Origin of the sequence: Bacillus sp. FSL W8-0102 (assembly GCF_038007225.1) — a bacterium.
GTDB classification, from domain to species: Bacteria; Bacillota; Bacilli; order Bacillales; family DSM-4216; genus Bacillus_O; species Bacillus_O smithii.
Genome location: NZ_JBBOWT010000001.1, coordinates 2,547,380 through 2,567,915 on the forward strand (window position 1 = coordinate 2,547,380; position 20,536 = coordinate 2,567,915).

Genomic DNA, 20,536 nt, shown 5'->3' on the forward strand with positions numbered 1-20,536 from the left:
GTCGGATTGTGAGTTAATTAGAAACGATCGATTTTCATTATACCATTCATCCGGCCTTGTCCTTATCCGACAGTTCGAACGTGCGCATCACTGCATTAGCCAATATTTCGATACCGGTAAAAATTGCTTCCGTTTGAAAGGTCATGTTTGGATGATGAAGCCCTGGACGCAGATCGCAGCCAAGTCCGAGCATCGTAGCTTTTAAATCCGGTTTATGGAAAGTATAATGATGAAAATCCTCGCCCCCCGTTGTCAGCATGCCAGGAACCAGCCCTTCTTCTCCCAATGTTTGGATAATCGCTTTGGACATGATTCTTTCTGCTTCCGGATGGATGGAAGCAGCTTTCACATCGGCTTCCATTTTAGCGTGGATCTTAACGTCAAATTGAATTTCCAATGATTGGAATATTTTCGATACACGTTCCATTAGCTGCTGCATAGCCTCGTTCGTTTGTGCTCTAATATCCATTCGAAAAGAAGCTTTTCCCGGAATGAGGTTTGCCGCTTCCCCGCCGGCATGAAAACTTGTCAACTTCACAGAATAAGGGATTCTGGGATCGAAATGAATTTGATTCAAAGCGTTAACCAAAGCGGCTCCAACTTCAATGGCATTTTGCCCTAAATGAGGCCTGGCGGCATGGGCATCTTCTCCATGAATCTTGCCTTGAAGAAATGCTGATGCGCCATGTTTGATACTTGGTGAAGCCTGACCAAAGCGAAGTTCTTGAATAGGCCGCAAATGAATGCCGTATAAATAGTTCAAGCTATCAATAACGCCTTTTTCAATCATTTTCAGCGCCCCGGTACCTTTTTCTTCTGCAGGCTGAAAGAGAAACATCAACTTTCCGGGAGGACTATAGTTTATTTTTTTGAACAAAAGCATCACGCCAAGAACAATGGCCATATGGGCATCATGGCCGCATGAATGATTGGCTTGCCATATTCCGTCTTTTTCTTGCCATAAAGCATCCATATCGCTTCTGACCCCGACACATATTCCGTTTTTCCCTTGGCCGAATTCTACCACAACTCCCGTACAATCCGTAAACGTTTTTGGTTGATAGCCGAATGTTTTCAGCTGTTCAGCAATAAAGCGTGTCGTTCCAAACTCATGCCAGCTTTTTTCCGGATGATGATGGAAATAGTCAAACAGCTGGTGAACAACAGGCTTTAAAACCTCCAAATCTTTTTTCACGTCCACACCTTCTCCCCATGCGAATCATCATTTTATCATTTAAGCATCCATCCGATTTTAAAACGTTATCTATACGTTTTTCTCCCGATACTTTGTTTAGAATGCGAGTGCACAAACGATTTTTTATAAAAACAAACTATTATGCGTCTTTTCCAGCTCCGAAAATCCATGATTTCCTGTTTTCTTTTATCTTATGGTCCATCAAGATTTATTCTTCTCATACAGCTTCTTTAATTCTATGTACAAGCAAATTTTTGAATTTTCCCGAAATAGGAAACGGATTTTTTTCAAAGAGCTTCTTCACTCAGAACCTTTGTTCAGGTTGGAATCAATTATTTCTTTCGTTTTTCACCTATTGATGAATTCGTTCGTCATCCTAGCCTTTCGGATTTTCCAAACGATCTCTTTTGCTTGATTGAATGTATTAGAAATCAAATTTTTCTAATTTTCAAAATTGTTCTTTCGTCATTCTGCCTAAATCATTTGAAAACGAGCATTAAATATTGTTACACATCCTTTTTAAAAGATAGTGCCCCGATATATCAACATTCGAAGATTATTTTCAGATTTATTGAAACTTTTCCACCGAAACAAATTTTATCATTATTCTTCGATTATTCATATGAGCATTTTGCAAAATTAGATTTTTTGGATAAAAGTATAAAAAATAAAGCACTCGACAAATAGCTACCAGCTTGTTATTTTACAAAATATTACAATAATCTTGTTTTCGGGCATACCTACAGAATTTTTCACATTGAATTTTTTTAAGCGGCTTTCTTCCCTTTATTTTCCTTTGCCATCGCTAGCGCTGAAACAAGTAATACAATAGCGTTCAGGTAAATATGGGTCTTTACTTTTTCAATTCCCCATACATGTAGGGAGTTCGCCGTAAGGTAGCTTTTCATTCTTGAATTACAGCGTTCTACACTTGTCCTCTCGTTGTAAAGCTCTTTCCAACGTTTTGTATCACGGTGCGGATTGGAATATCGGCGCACATCCTTTTTGATGTCGACTTTTACCACCATTCCATAGTTGGAAGATGAACAGGCTGCCATTCCTAATGGGCAATCCACTTTGCCGGTTGCGTGAGGACATCTGAACTTGAGCTGGTCCTTATCAGCTCCCCAATAAGTCATTTCATAACCCATGGAACAACGCGGAGTTCCATTGGAAGAAATCCCTTCAGGAGGCTCTTTTTCGTTGCGCAAATTGAGCGGGATAATGGCTTGCGCTCCAATGTTTTTGGCTGATTCATAGTTTTTTAGTTGGTCATATCCGCCATCCATGATCAGAAATTCAATTTTGGATTTGGTACGCTCTGCCACTTGCTCTATTAATTCTGGTGCGACTTCTCCATCGTTCACATGGGCAGGGGTTACTTTTATGGCCATTGGCAGTTCGCTTGCGGTATCGACTGAAAGATGCATCTTATAGCCAAACCAGGTAATTTTATTGCCGAAGGAATCATATTTTGCGCCCCAATTGGCATTACCCGTTTGTTCACTACGCTTTTTGGGCTGTTTCTTTTCATAGGCATCAATGGCGGCACTGTCGATGGCCTGGTGGCTGCCGTCAATTATTCCTTCCTCCTGAGCTAACTGTACCAAGTCAAGGAAGATCTTTTCAGCCAGCTTTTTTTTGGTAAGTGCCGCAAAAACCCGGCTGAGAGTGGAGATAGACGGTGCGGGGCGATCAATCGATAAACCGCATTGATAACGGAAACGAAGGTCTTTATCCAATCGATGATGAAGGGCGGTAAAGGTGTCGATGCCTTCGAGTGGGGCAGCGATGAGAGCCCTTAGAATCCCTTCTCTGGAATGACCGTCAGCCCCTCGGGGTGAAGAACTTCTCAACTGTTTAGCATAAGGGCGTAAATCAAGCGAGCTAAAAAAGATAGGTAATTTCTCTTTTGACTCTAATTTTTGCAGTTCTTCAAAGGAAAATAGGCTTTCTTGTAGAATATACAAAGTGACTTCCTCCTTTTGAATTTTTGTGCTTTCGTCACTTCAAAAATTCTACATTTTAGGGGTGAAGTCCTTTTTTGTGTCTTTGAAATCCTTATGGCTCTTGGGTCAAAAAATATGCAAAATGCTCATATAAATAATTAAACTGTATGCAGTATAGCGATTTTTTTCATTCCTTTATTCCGATTCTCTAAAACGAGGAGAGGTTATGATTGATCATTATTAATCAAAAATTAGAAGATTTCAGCCAAATGGATCTGGGGACTTTATCCAATGAAGCATCTACAATCCTTCAATTAATGGGGAAATACAGTACGGTTTATGAGTATGAAACAAAGGAGCAACTTGAATTTGAACTTGCGATTAGACTTCAAATCATTCAAGCGGCTAAACGGTTGTATAAAAGCGGTGTCCATTTTGCCACTTTTAGTACATCTAAATGCAACGAAAAATATTGGACGCTTACCGAAAAAGGCGCTTTTGCCCTCAAACCTAATGTTTTGCCCCAAACTGCGATTGAAGACATCTTCCGTAACGGCAGAAAGTATGCTTTTGAATGTGCTACAGCCATGGTGATCGTCTTTTATAAAGCAGTTTTGGAAATCATTGATAAAGAACAGTTTAATCTCCTTTTTTCAAATCTTTATCTATACGATTGGCAATATGACCAAGATCTTGATCTCCGCAGTCATAAAGGAACGGATTTTTTACCCGGAGATTGCGTTTATTTTATCAATCCTGATCATGATCCTAATACTCCGGAATGGCAAGGAGAAAATGCGATCGTATTGGATGAACGTCTCTATTATGCACATGGAATCGGGATTACAACCAGGCAAAGAATCATTGATATAGTGAACTACCCTCCACTTATCAACCTTACGGTTTGATTGAAGTGGGGGCTTCTCGGGTAATCCCGTCTAATGACAGAAAATTGACCGAGCTAACCCTCTCGTTCCGAAAGTTATTATTCTTTATGCTAATAAGCGTAATCCCTCATTTTTGATATTGATTGCTGAATTGTGATCGCGATCTAATACAAAGCCGCAAGAACATTTATATACACGTTCAGATAATGGCATTTCTTTTTCCTTGCCGCAACATGAACACTTCTTAGTGGAGGGAAACCACTTATCAATTTTCACAAGTTGTTTCCCCTGTTCTTTTAGCTTATACGCTAAGAAAGTAGTGAACATCCCCCAGCCGTTATCATGAACGCTTTTTCCAAAGTTGAGGGCTTGAGACATGCCTTTCATGTCTAAGTCCTCAATAATCACAGCGTCATAGTTTGTTGCTAATTCTTTTGACTTATGATGAAGAAAGTTTCTGCGCTGATTCGCTGTCTTTTCATGTAGCTTAGCCACTTTCAGGTGTTGTTTTTCCCATCTTGCAGAACCTTTCTTTCTTCGAGAAAGAATTCGTTGTGCTTTTGCTAATTTATCTAAGGCTTGCCGATAGTAACGTGGGTAATTGGCTTTCTTACCCTGTTCACTCTCGACATATAGACCATCCATAGCAAAATCCAAACCAACAACTTTCTGTATTTTAACTGGACGAATATCTTTCTCATATTCTGTCAAAATTGAAATGTAGTATTTGCCTGTCTTTGTTTTAGAAATAGTGCAAGATTTGATTTTATAATCAGCAGGTATCTCTCTATGCTGTTTCATTTTTATTGGCTTTTTGATTTTTGGCAGTTTGATATGACCATTTTCTAGCTTAATATTTCCGTTGACCATATTAGTTGTATAGGATTGTTTTGCTTTACGATTTTTGAACTTTGGAAAATCCGCATTTCCTTCAAAGAAATTCTTATAAGCAGTCTGTAAGTTCATTTGTGCATTTGCCAAAGCTAAAGAATCCACTTCTTTTAGGAATGGAAATTCACTTTTATATTTTGCAGGGGTCGGAAACTTTTGCTTTTTAAGCAATTCTTTATCATCCTTGAACTTTTCATACGTTTCTTTGCGTTCAGCTAACATCTTATTGTAGACAAAGCGAACACAACCAAATGTCTTAGCTAATAATGCGGATTGTTCTTTGTTTGGTAACAAACGAAACTTGAAAGCTTTGTTTTGCTTGGCCATATCAATTCACCTCACTTTGTGCGGAAAAATTTCGTATATATTGATTATACCGTAAAAAATCCGTACAATCAATATGAGGTGATAATCATGAGAGAAGAGAAAGAACGTGTAGAAATTCGTATGCCTAAGACGATATTAGAAAAATTGGAGCAATATCAAAAAGAAAATGGGATTCCAACTAGAACAGCCGCAATCTTAGAATTGTTGAGAAAGGGATTGGAAAAATAACTTTGGCTAAAGCCAACCGAAATTCATCTCCCACCTACTCATTGGTGCTATTCACACCTTCACATTCCTAGAGGATGGGAGACTTCTTTCGGAAAGACGTTAAATACTAAAAGAAAGCAAAATCCCAATCAATCCGCTTTTTTAACCAATCAAATCACTCGCCTGAATTTTCGGTCTTTACTTCCTTACAAACCAAAAATAAATCGTGATCATCACCACGTGCACCAGCATTCCAGCCTTTTTTCCAATCTAATCATTTCTAAAATAGGTTCGAAAACTTATCTTTTATAATTTTATTACAACTGTCCAAAACTCTTCATTGTTCATTTCGGAAAGAAGTTGGGTTCCCGGCAAAAATTTTGAATGGATGGCAAGCGGTCGATCAAACTCATGACTTTGGATGAGATGTGAACATTGATTTAAATGGAAAAGAATCAGGTTGACCTCATTTTGTTACGTTTAGATGATCTCTTCAGAGTGGTTTGGTTGATGCTAAACGGCGAAAGAATCGTTTTTCATTCAGGTTATAATCCTTTTCATTGAAAAAAGGGGTGACTATAACGAAGTCACCCCCTGATTCATCCTCATTATAGTTTGACTACATGTTCTGCCTGAGGTCCACGATTTCCTTGAACCACTTCAAACTCCACTTGTTGTCCTTCTTCCAACGTCTTATATCCTTCTCCTTGAATGGCGCTGTAATGAACAAATACATCGGATCCACTATCAGATTCGATAAATCCGTATCCTTTTTCAGCATTAAACCATTTAACAGTGCCTCGTTCCATATTAAAACCTCCAACATATAAATTCATTCTTTATTTAGTTTCTCCAAAAAAAGAAAAAACATTCACTTATCCATAAAATATTCTTTTTCTGCCAAAAAAAGGCCCTACATCGATTACGGAACAAACGGAATCGTCGCAATCAATGTAGGACCGCAAATGAACCGTGCTCTTCACGGCTCCTATTGAAACGGATTAATGATTCATTTTATCCAATCGAGTCGTTCTATATTGTTTCACATCGCTCGGTTCTGCCCCGCATCCCCAAACTTTGATCGTTCTTTCAATTTTTACATCGGCTTCATAAGTTCCTTGCTGTTGGCCGTCCGGTGAATGATAATCAATTCGTACCCGAGCCGTATTCTCGCTTTTTTCAACGATCTTCGACTGTTTCATCATTTCTATCCAATCCCAGCCCATTTTCAAAAAGGCTTCCCGCTCTGCTGCTTGTTCAAATGGAGAAATAACTCCCCAGCCTCGGTAAGAACCGGCTAGATCAGAAAATGCACCTTTCCGGAACAATAGAGCATCCAGTTGATTTGGATTCAAATGGCCCCAGTAGCGTCCTTCCGGCAAGTCAAGCATAGTCGGCGCATAGCGATGGCCTCCCAAATGACTGGAACGCCATACGCGTAAACAAGAATCAGGATTTAATGAAAGACGTTCCTGAATTTCCTTATACAGTTCGTAGCCAAACTTTCCACAGCACCGATCGCGGCTGCCTTGTGTACATAAAAACAGCTCTCTGATATGGGATGAAGGCTGCAAGTACTCATCAAATTTCTCTAAAGAAGCGGTATTGGCTAAAAAACCTCGCACCAACTCGTGAACTTTTTGACTCGGAAGCAAATATTCCCGTTTTTCATAATGAGCCAAAAAAGAGTCCGGTCGTTCAAACAAAAAGACGCGCGAATACCCATCAGGAGAAGGGAGAGTATCCGAATGAAACGCTAAAAACCGGAAACTTTTTTCTTGCTCTTCCGCCTCTTTTAATACTTCCAACAATTTTTCATTCATTTTTGGGGACTGTTCTACTTTTTTTGTCCATGGAAATGGCGTTTCCACCAAAATATAGCGCTGATGAACCGGAGCTGAACCGATTGGATCAATTCCATTGGTCTTGGCTACGATGGAACAATAGTCATGTAGATCTGCTTCTTTATGGTTTGTTTTTGTTTCTAACATCCTTTGCATCGTCTCCTTGCTTTTCAACTTAATCGCCTTTTTCTTCATCCACTTGAATATTCTTTCTTCCTATCACTAGTTTAATGATAGGGGGATGTAACTTGCAAATGTATGGTCCGTTTTTTCTTAATAATATGTAGGAATCTTAATTATGAACAAAAAAATCTTCATGTTCACAAAACAAAAACACCGTCCAGCGTACGAACGGTGAAAAAATAAAGTCTTATCAAGAAACCGTAACTATTCATTCCGGACAAAAAAAGTTCTACTTACTACCACTTAACCTGAATTCTAATTAGGAAATAATGCCTTGCAGTTTTTTAAACTTTATTGTGATCTTTGGTCCGAAATGGTTGCATGATTATTTTCGGCACTTAAGGCAGCCAAATCATCGTATGGTGGTCCTGTTGTAGTTCCAGCTAGCAAGACAATATCAAACTCATTTGCCGGGATTCCCCATGAATTACCATTAAATGTCGTGAATGCCCGATCCACTAAAAAACCACCTTTTGTATTATAAACCACGTTATTATTCATAGCACCTGTTACATTTGGATTAATATAAATACCTGTCCGCAGCGAATAAAACGTATTATTTTCAACTATTAAATTCGCTACATTAACCTGTGGCACAACTGCACGATTCACTACCCAGTCAGACATTGGCAATGCTTGTGGAGGACCGAATATTGTGTTATTCATCAGTCTTGTATTCGTACCGGCAACCTGTATGAATTCTTTCTGGTAAGGAATATCACTCGTTATGGTTAAACCATCAATCGTCGTATTATTCGATAATATTAGCAATGGAATAAGATCAGCCTGCAATACAAGCAGTGTTCCTGGCTCGCCTTTTAAAGTAATCCCTTCCTTATTGACGGCAATTTGAGTGGTGATAGGGTATGTTCCACTTAGTATATGGACCGTTCCTCCCGGATTTACGGCTGCAATCCCTTCCACAATGCTACCAAATGGATTCGCTCTGCTTCCATTTCCATCTACTGAGCCTGCAAGAACAAATATATTGTTCGGATCTACGATTTGATCTATTGCATGATTAAGAGCTTGTTGTACACTTGCCACGGTAGGATATCCTGAAACGGGTCGATTCGTTAATACGGTTCCGGCTGCTTGATCTTTTTGTGCCTCTGTTAGGCTGTTGTATGCTGTAAGATCAAGTCCCAATTGTGGATTTTCAAGAGCAGCCCGCATCTCAGCCACTGTTAGAGCATTATTTACTGCCTCTAGACTGCTGTTGCTCCCAGATAAGACGTAATCGGTTAGTTCCTTTGTGATTGTAATCACATCATTAGTATTAAGAAGATTATCAAGCTCACTTCCAACTACGGTTACAAATTGAATTTTGCTATAAAGATCTCCTGCAAAAATAGTAAACAAAGAAATTCCGTTCAGAAAAGAGTTTTGAGCGTTCCCAAAGGTAACGATCTCTGTTTCTCCCGGATCAAGGACAAAAGAAACCGTCCCATCTTGACTTAGCGGGTCATTTCCTTCACGAATCGAGTAGGAGGGAGCGATTAACTCCCGTCCTCTCACACCACCGTACGTACGGTTCCGTATACGGCGGTTCAATTAAGATCATTGACGCAAGTCTTTATAACTTCCGTGAATAGCTGTTCTCTTTATGCCAGTGGTCACTCCACCCTCCAAGAGGTCTCCCACGGGATTCACCGCTTCCTCCCTCAAGTGAGGTACTACGTTTTCTGTGTTCATCATGACTCACTGAATACCAAGGGCTATTCTCTCTTAATTGTTCGGTCCTTCTTAGTTGTTCTAGACCAACTAATACTATGACCTCTGCTGACTTCTGACGGTTCAGCTACTTATCACTAAGTAGGTTATGAAGAGTACTTCACATATCCGCCAGACCTCCCCGGGTAAGTACATGCACTTTCACACCATCTATCCGCCTCATTTACTCGATATGACCTTCGACAGAAAGAGCTTTGTTTTGTTATGCAAACTCACTCAATCATACCTAGCCTTATATGAGGTTCGTGTTCCTCGGACCGGTGTTTTGCCTCCAGCTTCCTTCAGATTCCGCGTCACCACGGACACCCTTGCTCTTGGCTAACCTCTACTTCTGTCTTCGGGGTTCGGGACTTACACCCTATAGTTCATGTACATGCCGGGCGCACATAAAAAGAGTAACTTGTAAAGTGGCCGGGCTCGTGTTTACAAATGTTTTTGTACCTGCCATCTTATTTCCCTCCTTTCTTGCTTAATTGATCAAATATATTATTCCTGAATCCGTGATGAATTGAAATCGACTTTGATTTTGTTGTAATTTTGATGGATTGATAATCCATAAAACCCTTTTTATGCTTATGACCTATGTCATCTCTATTTCCGAAAATGGAACCAATCTCTTTTTTAGGTATACGAACCAAAAAAAGAGACAAAAAAGCACAGGGAGTGACGTTGGACATCAGCGACCGAACATTCGTTCGTTATCTTGCCTCTCTCCATTTCTGATAGACGTTCAGTAGGGGCTCGCTATAACCACTCCTTCGCGTCAGTTTCATCCAGATCTGTCGTGATCGACGGACGAGTCGCCCTGCCATCGTGATCACCGTCTGAATAATCGTCTTGATGCGGCGGCGTTTCACTTTGTGGTGCAACGGATGTCTCGGATCGCTTAATAGATCTTGTCCAATCAGACGAAGAAGATTGTAAACGAAGGCTCCCATGACCAACACGAGCGCATTCGTTTTCATCTTCCCAGATGGAAGCCGCTCTAAATCTAAGTCGCTCTTCAGTTCGCTATGAAACTGTTCGCATGTCGCATGGTCATGATACAACGCGAGCACATCGCTCATTCGAACATGCTCGTATCCTTTGAGCCGCACCCAATAGCTTTCCACTTCATAATCAGGAACGAGCATCAGCTGTCCATTGCGTTCCATCGTCCGTTCCGTCACTTGGGTGACTTGAACGTACGTATACGTGTTTCCATCGATCGCTGCCTTCTGTGGAAGGCATAGCTCATAGGTTTGTACTCCTTCGCTTTGTCCATCATCGACACGTTTGCCCTTTTGCGAAGCGATCTGGAACCAAAGCGCTTTCGATTCTCGGCGTAAGTTTCGCTTGATGACAAAGTCCACGTCTTCCTTTAGGCATACGTGCACATTCGCTTCTGCATCGTTTCCTGCATCCATGCGAACAAGCAGACGAGATGAAGTCAGTTGACGAGCTCGACGGATAGCGGTGACTAAAAACGAGGGCATGTTGTCTTGCACATGTTGTTTCCCTGGACGCAACTCGGCATGAACGAGATACCCTTCCTTCCCTGCATACGCAAACAACGGTGTAAAACCGTCAAATCCTTTATACGTTCGACTGACTCCTTCTTTTTTCGTATCGGAGTTGTCAAATGGGGAACCATCTATATCAAGGGGAAGCCATGTCGTCTTTCCTTTGGTCCAACAAGGGGACAAAGTGGCATGTCGTTGAATCAACAGACGTATGGACTCCTCCCAAAGAATCGTTTCGGTCATCGGAAGACAAGCGAGCTGATCGAGTCGTTGTCGCAAGGTTGGAGAGGAAGGCACGTGCTGAATCCCCATCGATGCCGAAAAGATATCGTCCTGACGATACGCTTCGATATGATCGAAATCCGTTTTTCCTGTGGCAAGCAAGCCAATCATCGAGCGAATGACATCGCTATGGGAAATGTGCACTTCTCGACGAACCGTTGGAAGCCGAAGTGCGTTTACCCGTTTATCCAGTTTCGTTCGATGGAGTAAGTAGCCAACGAGAGCAAGCCCAGCACTTGGGGTAATCGCTTCATCTGTCAATACAAACCGAATCGGGAAATCTTTCATCACATCACCTACTTGATGAAGAATCGTCAACGTCGTTTTCCCTTATCGTATCAACGGTTTGCGACCATTGTAAAGATGTTTTGTCACGGATTCAGGTTATTCATAAATTAGATAAAAATACCAACTGCTTATTAAGAAAGACAGATCACTGTCTTCAGTTCATCATATGTACAAGCTGGTCAAAAGAGTGAAACTAAAATAGCCCTTTTTAAAAAAAGGGCGCAACGGATTCTATTGGGATTTTTCAAAAAATCCAGTTTTAAAAAGAACACATTAAAAAAAGGGGGGCTACTATATTCTTCTTTATATCCATTCCAAAATACCGGTTAAATCTTCATATATTGCATCCGGATATAATTCCAGTTCTTCTATCGGCAATTTGTTCCGATTTATCCAAGCGGTATGAAAACCAAAGTTTTTTGCACCGGAGATATCCCAACCATTTGATGAAATGAACAATACTTCTTCTCGTGAAACTTTTAGCGTATGTAATGCATGATCATAGGCGGCTGGAGTTGGTTTATATTGTTTTACTTCATCAACGCTGACGACATCATCAAAAAGTTCGCCAAATAGAGAATGATCGATCAATGGATCTAGCATATCATGCGACCCATTTGAAAACACAGCCAGAGTCTTGTTCCGTAATTGAAGCAAAACTTCATGGACTTCGGGAAAAGGAGTAAGATGCAAATAAGTTTCCATTAAAAATTCCTCAATTTCAGACGATATGCTCCGTTCATTTTCTTTCAGGGCATAGCGAAGAGCATCTTTTGTTATTTTCCAAAAAGAGCGATATGTTCCCATGAGTTGATGTAAAAACGAGTATTCGACTTGCTTTTTCCGCCAAGCCTGGCTAATAGCCTCACCTTTTCCAGGATATAAAGTTTCCGTTGCTTCTTTTACAGAATGTACATCAAAAAGAGTGCCATATACATCAAATACAAATGCTTTTATGGATTTTGACATTTTTTCTCCCCCCTTTAAAAAATAATAAACTTAATATTCTGAAATTCAAAACCACTATTTGAAATTTTATGATAAAAAAGCAGCCGCATCACAGCGGAATTCATTAAAAAACCCTCTGCGGAGCTTCCACAGAGAGCGAAATATTAGCGATTGTCGATTTTTTCAGGATATAAATCGTGATTCATTAAACGATATTCAGCCATTTTTTCATATTTTGTACCGGGACGTCCGTAATTGACATACGGATCGATCGAGATTCCGCCTCGCGGAGTGAATTTTCCCCAAACCTCAATATAACGCGGATCCATGACATCGATTAAATCGTTCATAATTATATTCACGCAATCCTCATGAAAATCTCCGTGATTACGAAAACTAAATAAATAGAGCTTCAACGATTTGCTTTCGACCATTTTTTTGTCAGGAATATAACTAATATAGATTGTGGCAAAATCCGGCTGGCCCGTTTTTGGACACAAGCTTGTGAATTCCGGGCAATTGAATTTTACAAAATAATCACGGTTCGGATGTTTGTTGTCAAATACTTCGAGAACCTCTGGCGCGTAGTCGAATATATATTTTGTTCCTTGATTGCCTAACAACGTGACTCCTTGCAATTCTTCCTCATTTCTTCCTGCCATTTCGGCTTCCTCCTTTTTCTACTTTTTTGTTTAAACCCCTCGTTTATTTCCCCATAAAAGAGTATGGAGCTGCGGCAGTGCTCGAACATCATTCATTTCAGCCGATGCAGAAATTTTTTCTACAAGCCATTTCATTTTTGTTAATAAATGCTTAATCAACTGATCATCATCGGTCGTAGCTGGATCGTCATTTCCTACTTGGACAAAAAAAGGAACAGAGGGGTAGCGTTGATGGACGGAGACAGCATAATCAAAATCACGATCATCAAATATTACCACTTTTAAACTAAAAGTTTGGTGGTTTTTCGCTTGAAGTTTTTTCACGATGTCATCCAGCACGAAAAAATTGGTTTTCATCCCTGAACTAGGAGGCTTCGGTGAAATCGTTAAATCATCGATTTTCCAAAACCAATCTTGCCAGCGGCTCCCTTGCGTTTCAAGACCTATACGGATTCCTTCCTCTTTCAGCAAATCAATGAATTCTGAAAGGCCAGAGATGAGCGCCGGGTTGCCTCCGGAAATGGTCACATGACTGAAACAATCACCGCCCAGTTGTTTGAGTTCCTTCCATATTTCCTCCGCCGTCATTTGTCGAATGTCTGCTTTTGCCGATCCGTCCCACGTAAAAGCAGAATCGCACCAACTGCATGAATAGTCGCAGCCGGCCGTTCGGACAAACATTGTTTTTTGACCGATTACGCTGCCTTCTCCTTGAATGGTCGGTCCGAATATTTCTAATACAGGCACCTTCTTAGCCATATTACTTCCCTCTCTTCGGCCGATAAACTACATAACTGGTCGGTGTTTCGCGCAAGAACACCTGCAAGCATTTTGGCTTGTTCGGCAATGTGTCCAAATAAGCTTGTATCATTTCGTATATTTTTCGTGCCACTACTTCGGTGGAAGGAAAGTTTTCAGGCTGTTTTTCACTGAACATTTGGTGATCATTCAAAAGTGTATGGTCAAATGGATCCGAAACAATTTTTTTCAACGCTTGAAAGTTCACCAAAAATCCAGAATCATCCAACTCGTCACCTGCAACCGTTATATTGACAAAATACGTATGGCCATGTACATTACGGCACTGCCCTGCATCTGGATGAGGAATGAAATGAGCGGCTGCAAATTGCAGATCTTTGTTTAATTCATACGTATAATCATGCTGCACTTGCGGATAAATTTGTTGGAGCATTACTTACTACCCCCGTTCTTTTTGGATAAATATTCGTCCAATCCCCGCTTCCGTAGTTTACAAGCCGGGCAATGGCCGCATCCATCAGCCATAATACCGTTATAGCAAGTTAACGTATTTTCACGGACATATTCGAGCGCTCCCAACTGATCGGCAAGTTCCCAAGTTTGGGCTTTATTCAGCCACATCAGCGGGGTGTGAATGACAAATTCGTAGTCCATTGCTAAGTTAAGCGTCACATTTAAAGATTTGATAAAAACGTCCCGGCAATCTGGATAGCCGGAAAAATCCGTTTCGCAAACTCCTGTAATAATATGGCGAGCTCCCGATTGTTTTGCCAGCACCGCAGCAAACGATAGAAATAACAAATTTCGACCATCCACAAAAGTAGTAGGGAGCTCCCCCTCTTTTTGCTCAATCTCAATCTCTTTACGAGTCAGTGCATTAGGAGCGAGCTGATTTAATAAAGACATATCCAGCACTGTGTGCTTCACTCCAAGATCATGAGCAATCGTTTTTGCCACTTCTATCTCTTTTCGGTGACGTTGTCCGTAATCAAAAGTCACCGCTTGAACTTCTTGAAAATTTTTCAAAGCCCAAAATAAGCATGTTGTGCTATCTTGTCCTCCGCTGAATACCACAACCGCTTTTTCCTCATTCAACATGATCTTCACCTTTTCTTATATAAATTGTCATTATTGAATTCTTTCTCCATTTGAACAAGGCCTTCCGGGTCCACGAAGTCCATAATTGAGCAATCGTCAACATAATAAAAAAGATTGCGCAGAAAAATGACGCAACCTCCCCCATCCATCAGCAAAGAAACAAACAACTGACTGCCGCTTTTAAAATCAAATCAATAAAAAGCACCTTTCCATTTCGTACGAACTAAAAGGGAAACGTGCTTTAACAGACATGCAAAAACGGCAGCCCGGACATTGTTTCCTGGCTGGATGTCTCCTTAGTTTTTTATAGAGGGAGTTCGCGAACCTCTCCCGTGCGTTATGCACGGATTTCTTATGGAGTTGTTCAAATGATCATTCATCATTCTGATTGTTTACTATAGCATATTTTTATAAATTCGACTACCATCAGGATTCATTCAATTATTTGTCTTTTTTTTCCATTCACAAAGAAAACACACCGTTCCAACAAAACGAACGGTGTGAAAAATCGTAAATTCAACTTCTATTTAGAACAGTTTCAGGTCTGTTATTCCGGATTTTCAATCGCTTCAATCACTTTTTCAGCCGTGCTTTTGCTGGATTGTGGATTTTGTCCTGTTACCAAATTTCCGTCGCGGACAGAGAAATCGGACCACTTTTCACCTGAAACAAAGTTCGCCCCTTTTTCACGCAGCTTGGATTCCAGTAAAAATGGCATATGTCTGTCCAGCTGCGTTTCCCTTTCTTCCTCATTCGTAAAAGCGGCTACTTTTTTCCCTTTCACTAATGGAGTACCGTCTTTATAGGTGACGTTGACAAGCCCCGCCGGACCATGGCAAACAGCGCCAATGACTCTTCCATCTTCGGCGAATTGCTGCAATACATATTGCAACGTTTCATTATCCGGAAAATCAAACATGGTGCCATGCCCTCCAGGGAGGAACACTGCATCAAATCCAGCGGCATCTTCTTTGCTTAATTTCGCTGTGTTTTTTAATTCTTTTTCCGCTTCAACCCAATCCGGATTTTTTTCTTTTATGCTATTTGGATCAAGAGGAACTTCTCCGCCGTTAATGCTCGTTACTTTGACATCATATCCTTTTTCCTTAAAGGTCAAATAAGGCACCGCAAACTCTTCCAGCCAAAGTCCCGTCTTGTGATCATCCGTAATCGTTGTATGGTTCGTCACAACCATGAGAATACGTTTATTGTTCGCCATTTGATGTACCTCCTTTAATTGAGTCTCATGACGTTTTCGAATTTACTATAATGATTCTTTCCCGATAAAACAAAAGATATGCTTCGGTTTGATGAACCTTAAAATCGTTATTAAAGGTCCAATCCATATTCTATGACCTTCAAACTGCCTTGCTGATATTCCCTTTTTTGAAATGCAGAGAGCCACCTCTTATTACACTTTCGAATAGCCATCCAAATTCATGGACACTTTGCTTTAAATGCCAAATGCCAGCCAGTTAATCGATTTATCTGCTTTTTACGAGAAGCTGCACCGCTTCTTTAATGACCTCAGAACGAGCTTGATCTTCTCCCTCTTCCATTTGTTCACGAATGCATTTTTCTAAGTTTGTCGCCACTATTAGTGCAATCGCCCGATCCAAAGCACTTCTTGCTGCACTTAATTGGGTAATTACTTCTTTACAATCTTCCTCTTGGTCCAGCATACGAAGTACTCCGCGAACTTGTCCTTCGATTCGCTTTAAGCGGTTTTTAATATCTTTACTATACTCCATTCCCGGCTATCCCCTTTATCCTTTTTTGATCACACGAACAGTTCGATAATGAATAACTTTTAACTTTAAACCCTTTTCTCGCTAAAAACCGAAGACCTAGATTCAATTCCAGTGGATCTTGCGCAATCAAATGAATGTTGTTTTTGGGAATATCTTTATAAAAACGTTTTAAGTATGCATATGGAATATTCAAAGATGTATGACCGTCCGTTTTCATGACTTCATTATAGTCCCTGATATCCAAGAACGTAATTTGGCCATCTTGGCGCTGTTTCCTTTGATCTATACACGGAATGCCTTTAACCGGATAGTAACGTTTATAAAGTTCTTTTAAGCAAATAAAAATGATGAATAATATCAGCAATCCAACCATAAGCATCTCCCATATCTCGTATATTTTATACTCACAATGGATAGTATACCCTATGGGGTGTTTAGTCAAGCAGATTGATTTATTATGAACCATGAGGCTTTTGCCGCATCTTACATCGTATTTTCTTGTAATTGCTGAACATTCAATAAGAATGAACGTCTATTGGATGCTCAAAACCATTTTCATCCTATCTCTACTACATGTAACTGCTACAATATATAATACTTTTTTTGAGGTGAATGGTATGTGTGGACGATTTACACTGACGGCTTCCATTGCAGAAATTGCTGAACGTTTTAGCGCTGAATATTCATTTAAGGATGAAGATTATTCCTCAAGCTACAATATAGCCCCTTCCCAATCGGTTCTAGCCGTCATCAATGATGGTCAAACCAACCGAATGGGCTTTTTAAGATGGGGATTAATTCCGCCTTGGGCAAAAGATGCGTCCATCGGCCATAAATTAGTGAATGCCAGAGCTGAGACTCTTACTGAAAAACCTAGTTATCGGCATGCGTTTCAAAAAAAACGCTGCCTTATTGTAGCCGATTCCTTTTACGAATGGAAACGAGTGAACAATCAAAAGATTCCGATGAGAATTTTATTAAAATCCCACGAGTTATTTTCGATGGCTGGATTATGGGAACAATGGAAATCGCCGAATGGCGACTCGATATTTTCTTGCACCATCATTACAACCAAATCTAATCCTCTCATGGCGTCTATTCATGACAGAATGCCAGTGATATTAAAACCGCAGGATGAACCGTTATGGTTGGATCCAACTATTAGCGACCCTCAAAAATTAAAGAATTTATTAAAGCCTTATGATGAGCAATGGGTGGAAGCGTACGAAGTTTCTCAATTAGTCAATTCACCGAAAAATAACTCGCCCGATCTAATTCAGCCCATTGACTAGGAAGTTTTAAGGCTTTCTTTTCCCCTTTTTCATCACGATTATAGAGAAGATTTCAATAAACGAATCCTTTTCTGAATTCGATCGAGTGAAATGTCTTCGTTGTTTTTCAGAAAAATATTTGAGGCAAGTATAAAATTCTGATTTTTGATTCAAAATATGGACAAAGGAGGATTCAATGATGAAATATGCTGGCATTTTACTTATAAAATTTATTGCTTGCCTCATCGCATTTGCAGTAGGTCTCGATCTATTTTTTGATGCTACCTATTTGGATATTTTTTCTTTCAGCTTACTGACGACGATTATGTCTTTTTTAATAGGAGATCGGTTGATTCTTCCCTATTTTGGAAATACGTCTGCATCAATAGTTGATTTTCTTCTTGCCTATACGAGCGTTTGGATTTTTGGCAGTATTCTTCTTAATAACTATATGCAGATTGCTTGGGGAAGCATTATTTCAGCCGTTATCATCACAATAGCAGAAGCGTTTATTCATCAATTTATTCTGAATCGTTTTCCGGACGTTCAAACGAACAGACGGACAAAAATGGGAGCCAATCAAAAACTGGCATATAACGCCGAGTTTTCGGAAGATCATGATTTTAACGATAAAAAAGAATAAATTGGTCATTTGATTAGATCCCCTTATAGGCAACGGAAATGAAAGAAACGAATGATACCTAAATGACTATAAGGGGTTTTTGTATGGACTTTAAAACGTGTTGGCCCTATTTCCCATTCGCCCGTTTTTTTTGCAAGAAAACGCCGATTCATCCTGTTTCCAAAAAAATGGTTTCATCCAAAAATAAAAAAATCAGTGTGTGAAAAAGTTCACAAATTATTCATTTATATTGTGAATAAATTCACATTTAGTGTTGTATAATGAACTTGTAAATCGCTGCAGCCATTCCTTTTCCTTCTAAATTATCAACGTTTTATGAAGAACCGTACCCTTTCACGTGTGTCTTTGGCTGCAGCATCTTTTAAATGAATGTTGGCATAACATTTACTGCTAACAAGAAATTATATTCTAATAGTACATAAACTTGTAGACTTACCCTATGTAAACCATTTTTTACATATGGGTTTGGTTAGATTCTCACACATTTCACATCAACCAGAAATGATGAAAGGAGTTTCTTATCATGAAAAAAGAAAAAGTAAATCGTGTTGTTATCGTTGGAACTGGTGCAGTAGGTTGCAGCTATGCTTACTCCCTAATCAATCAAGGTGTAGCTGAAGAAATAGTATTGATAGATGTCAACAAAGCAAAAGCGGAAGGCGAAGCCATGGACCTTAATCACGGAATACCGTTCGCCCCTTCTCCTGCAAAAATTTGGAATGGAGATTATGAAGATTGTAGACAAGCTGATTTAGTTGTCATAACAGCCGGATTAGCACAAAAACCGGGAGAAACCCGTCTGCAATTAGTAGAAAAAAACACTAAGATTTTTAAAGAGATAATTCGAAATATTATGAACAGCGGATTTGACGGAATTTTCCTAGTAGCTACAAATCCGGTCGACATTCTTACTTATGTGACCTGGAAAGAATCAGGACTTCCTAAAGAACGTGTCATCGGTTCCGGCACTGTACTCGACTCAGCCCGGCTGCGCTTTCAACTTGGAGAACGTTTAAAGGTCGATCCAAGAAATATTCACGCAGTTGTTATTGGTGAACACGGCGATACAGAACTTCCGGTTTGGAGCCATGCTACTATTGGTATTGAACCACTCGATTCCTTTATCAAAAAGGGTGAAATCACTAGAGCAGATCTGGATGAGATCTTTGTAAACGTACGGGATGCTGCATACCATATCATCGAAAGAAAAGGAGCCACCTATTACGGAATCGGAATGTCTCTTGTCCGCATCACTAAAGCGATCCTTCAGAATGAAAACAGCATTCTGACTGTATCCGTTCTGCTTGAAGGAGAATACGGTCAAGAAGATCTTTACATCGGTGCACCCGCCGTCGTTAACCGAAATGGGGTTCGTGAAATCATCGAAATGAAATTAAATGAAGAAGAAAAAGAAAAATTCAACCACTCAGCCGCTGTTTTGAAAGAAACGATGAATAAAGTACTTTCTTAAACGACCATACAAAGGGAGCGTTTTAAGTGAAATGCTTATTCCGCTCCCTTTATATATGCCCTGTCTTTTGGCGGGCTTAAGAAGTTTATTTCCAGTTTCTCTCTATCATAAACCATGATTCTGAGAAGACAAAAGCATGCAAAAGCTCATTTGAGAGGGCAAGGTGTATTCAACTCGATTTAATCAAAACGATCGTTATTTTTCGAATTTTAGTTGCATTTCCGCATCGTTCTGGACGCCGAAATGGTTCCATGTATGAAGAAATGATATGTTGATTGAATAAACGAAACTGGCGTTTTTTGGCATTATATAGATTCTGCTTTAGTTTTTTCTATGTTCACTATAATTTTAAAATTTCAAAAATTAAAAACTTCTTTTTGAACTGTCAATAATCCCCTTGAAAATGCGCATTTTTTACACTTATTTGATCTTGCATATTCCCCACCCTGCATTTAAAATTTAATTTGAAACGACTATTTATTATTTTTAGAATTTTATTTCGTCGTTGCGGGGGATTTTGACGTCGATTTTTGTATGTTTTTTAAAATCGATTCACTAATACGCTCGAAAAGTATAAACGAAAAAAGACCGGACAACATAAGAACGCTTAAAATCTTTTATTCATCAAACGTGCGTAGGTTCAG

The 20,536-nt window shown here is 39.8% G+C and carries 20 protein-coding genes and 1 riboswitch; of the genes, 5 read left to right on the plus strand and 15 right to left on the minus strand.

Annotated features, from left to right (window positions below):
* Positions 1–46: 46 nt before the first annotated feature.
* Positions 47–1,195: a M20 peptidase aminoacylase family protein gene (locus N1I87_RS12175; protein WP_341101980.1), complete on the minus strand. Its 1,149-nt coding sequence runs from the start codon at positions 1,193–1,195 to the stop codon at positions 47–49.
* 767 nt (positions 1,196–1,962) lie between these two features.
* Positions 1,963–3,165, minus strand: coding sequence for a transposase (locus N1I87_RS12180; protein ID WP_063210481.1), 1,203 nt, complete (start codon positions 3,163–3,165; stop codon positions 1,963–1,965).
* Positions 3,166–3,374: 209 nt separating this feature from the next.
* On the opposite strand from N1I87_RS12180, the gene N1I87_RS12185 reads away from it, so the two are divergent.
* Complete coding sequence (locus N1I87_RS12185) at positions 3,375–4,052, plus strand: protein-glutamine gamma-glutamyltransferase (protein WP_341101983.1); 678 nt, start codon at positions 3,375–3,377, stop codon at positions 4,050–4,052.
* 84 nt (positions 4,053–4,136) lie between these two features.
* On the opposite strand, the gene N1I87_RS12190 is transcribed toward N1I87_RS12185, so the two are convergent.
* Positions 4,137–5,249, minus strand: a complete 1,113-nt coding sequence (locus tag N1I87_RS12190) for an RNA-guided endonuclease TnpB family protein (protein WP_003353982.1) — start codon at positions 5,247–5,249, stop codon at positions 4,137–4,139.
* 87 nt (positions 5,250–5,336) lie between these two features.
* Between N1I87_RS12190 and N1I87_RS12195 the strand changes: the two genes are divergently transcribed.
* Positions 5,337–5,477, plus strand: a complete 141-nt coding sequence (locus tag N1I87_RS12195) for a ribbon-helix-helix protein, CopG family (RefSeq protein ID WP_003352379.1) — start codon at positions 5,337–5,339, stop codon at positions 5,475–5,477.
* A gap of 587 nt (positions 5,478–6,064) precedes the next feature.
* Here N1I87_RS12195 and N1I87_RS12200 read toward each other — a convergent pair.
* From N1I87_RS12200 to N1I87_RS12255, 12 genes are all read right to left on the minus strand, one after another.
* Positions 6,065–6,265 carry a cold-shock protein gene (locus N1I87_RS12200; protein ID WP_003355029.1) on the minus strand — a complete coding sequence of 67 codons (201 nt, stop codon included), beginning with the start codon at positions 6,263–6,265 and terminating at the stop codon, positions 6,065–6,067.
* 192 nt (positions 6,266–6,457) lie between these two features.
* Positions 6,458–7,447, minus strand: coding sequence for a sucrase ferredoxin (locus N1I87_RS12205; protein ID WP_340397248.1), 990 nt, complete (start codon positions 7,445–7,447; stop codon positions 6,458–6,460).
* A gap of 327 nt (positions 7,448–7,774) precedes the next feature.
* Positions 7,775–9,001 carry a hypothetical protein gene (locus N1I87_RS12210; protein ID WP_341101986.1) on the minus strand — a complete coding sequence of 409 codons (1,227 nt, stop codon included), beginning with the start codon at positions 8,999–9,001 and terminating at the stop codon, positions 7,775–7,777.
* A gap of 914 nt (positions 9,002–9,915) precedes the next feature.
* Positions 9,916–11,289, minus strand: a complete 1,374-nt coding sequence (locus tag N1I87_RS12215) for an IS1380-like element ISGsp2 family transposase (protein WP_044899598.1) — start codon at positions 11,287–11,289, stop codon at positions 9,916–9,918.
* 303 nt (positions 11,290–11,592) lie between these two features.
* Positions 11,593–12,258: a haloacid dehalogenase type II gene (locus N1I87_RS12220; RefSeq protein ID WP_341101989.1), complete on the minus strand. Its 666-nt coding sequence runs from the start codon at positions 12,256–12,258 to the stop codon at positions 11,593–11,595.
* A 143-nt stretch (positions 12,259–12,401) separates the two neighbouring features.
* Positions 12,402–12,899 (minus strand): preQ(1) synthase, encoded by a 498-nt coding sequence (queF, locus tag N1I87_RS12225; protein ID WP_003354275.1) that lies wholly within the window; start codon positions 12,897–12,899, stop codon positions 12,402–12,404.
* Positions 12,900–12,929: 30 nt separating this feature from the next.
* Positions 12,930–13,658: a 7-carboxy-7-deazaguanine synthase QueE gene (queE, locus tag N1I87_RS12230; RefSeq protein ID WP_340397246.1), complete on the minus strand. Its 729-nt coding sequence runs from the start codon at positions 13,656–13,658 to the stop codon at positions 12,930–12,932.
* 1 nt (position 13,659) lies between these two features.
* Positions 13,660–14,091, minus strand: a complete 432-nt coding sequence (queD, locus tag N1I87_RS12235; protein WP_003354273.1) for a 6-carboxytetrahydropterin synthase QueD — start codon at positions 14,089–14,091, stop codon at positions 13,660–13,662.
* Positions 14,091–14,756 (minus strand): 7-cyano-7-deazaguanine synthase QueC, encoded by a 666-nt coding sequence (queC, locus tag N1I87_RS12240; protein WP_003354272.1) that lies wholly within the window; start codon positions 14,754–14,756, stop codon positions 14,091–14,093. The genes queD and queC overlap by 1 nt, the downstream gene beginning before the upstream one ends.
* Before the next feature lie 290 nt (positions 14,757–15,046).
* Positions 15,047–15,090, minus strand: a riboswitch (PreQ1 riboswitch).
* 213 nt (positions 15,091–15,303) lie between these two features.
* A complete protein-coding gene (locus N1I87_RS12245) occupies positions 15,304–15,975 on the minus strand; it encodes a type 1 glutamine amidotransferase domain-containing protein (protein ID WP_003354271.1) in 672 nt (223 codons plus the stop codon).
* Between the two features lie 265 nt (positions 15,976–16,240).
* Positions 16,241–16,507, minus strand: a complete 267-nt coding sequence (locus N1I87_RS12250) for a metal-sensitive transcriptional regulator (protein WP_003354269.1) — start codon at positions 16,505–16,507, stop codon at positions 16,241–16,243.
* Positions 16,497–16,880 carry a hypothetical protein gene (locus N1I87_RS12255; protein ID WP_003354268.1) on the minus strand — a complete coding sequence of 128 codons (384 nt, stop codon included), beginning with the start codon at positions 16,878–16,880 and terminating at the stop codon, positions 16,497–16,499. Before N1I87_RS12255 ends, N1I87_RS12250 begins: the two co-directional genes overlap by 11 nt.
* Positions 16,881–17,124: 244 nt before the next feature.
* Between N1I87_RS12255 and N1I87_RS12260 the strand changes: the two genes are divergently transcribed.
* The 3 genes from N1I87_RS12260 (at position 17,125) to N1I87_RS12270 (ending at position 19,892) form a co-directional block, all read left to right on the plus strand.
* Complete coding sequence (locus N1I87_RS12260; RefSeq protein ID WP_341101993.1) at positions 17,125–17,799, plus strand: SOS response-associated peptidase; 675 nt, start codon at positions 17,125–17,127, stop codon at positions 17,797–17,799.
* Positions 17,800–17,977: 178 nt separating this feature from the next.
* The gene (locus tag N1I87_RS12265; protein WP_327804432.1) at positions 17,978–18,421 is read left to right on the plus strand and encodes a YndM family protein; all 444 of its coding nucleotides are present in this window, start codon (positions 17,978–17,980) and stop codon (positions 18,419–18,421) included.
* Positions 18,422–18,944: 523 nt separating this feature from the next.
* Positions 18,945–19,892, plus strand: coding sequence for an L-lactate dehydrogenase (locus N1I87_RS12270; protein ID WP_341101995.1), 948 nt, complete (start codon positions 18,945–18,947; stop codon positions 19,890–19,892).
* Positions 19,893–20,536 lie beyond the last annotated feature (644 nt).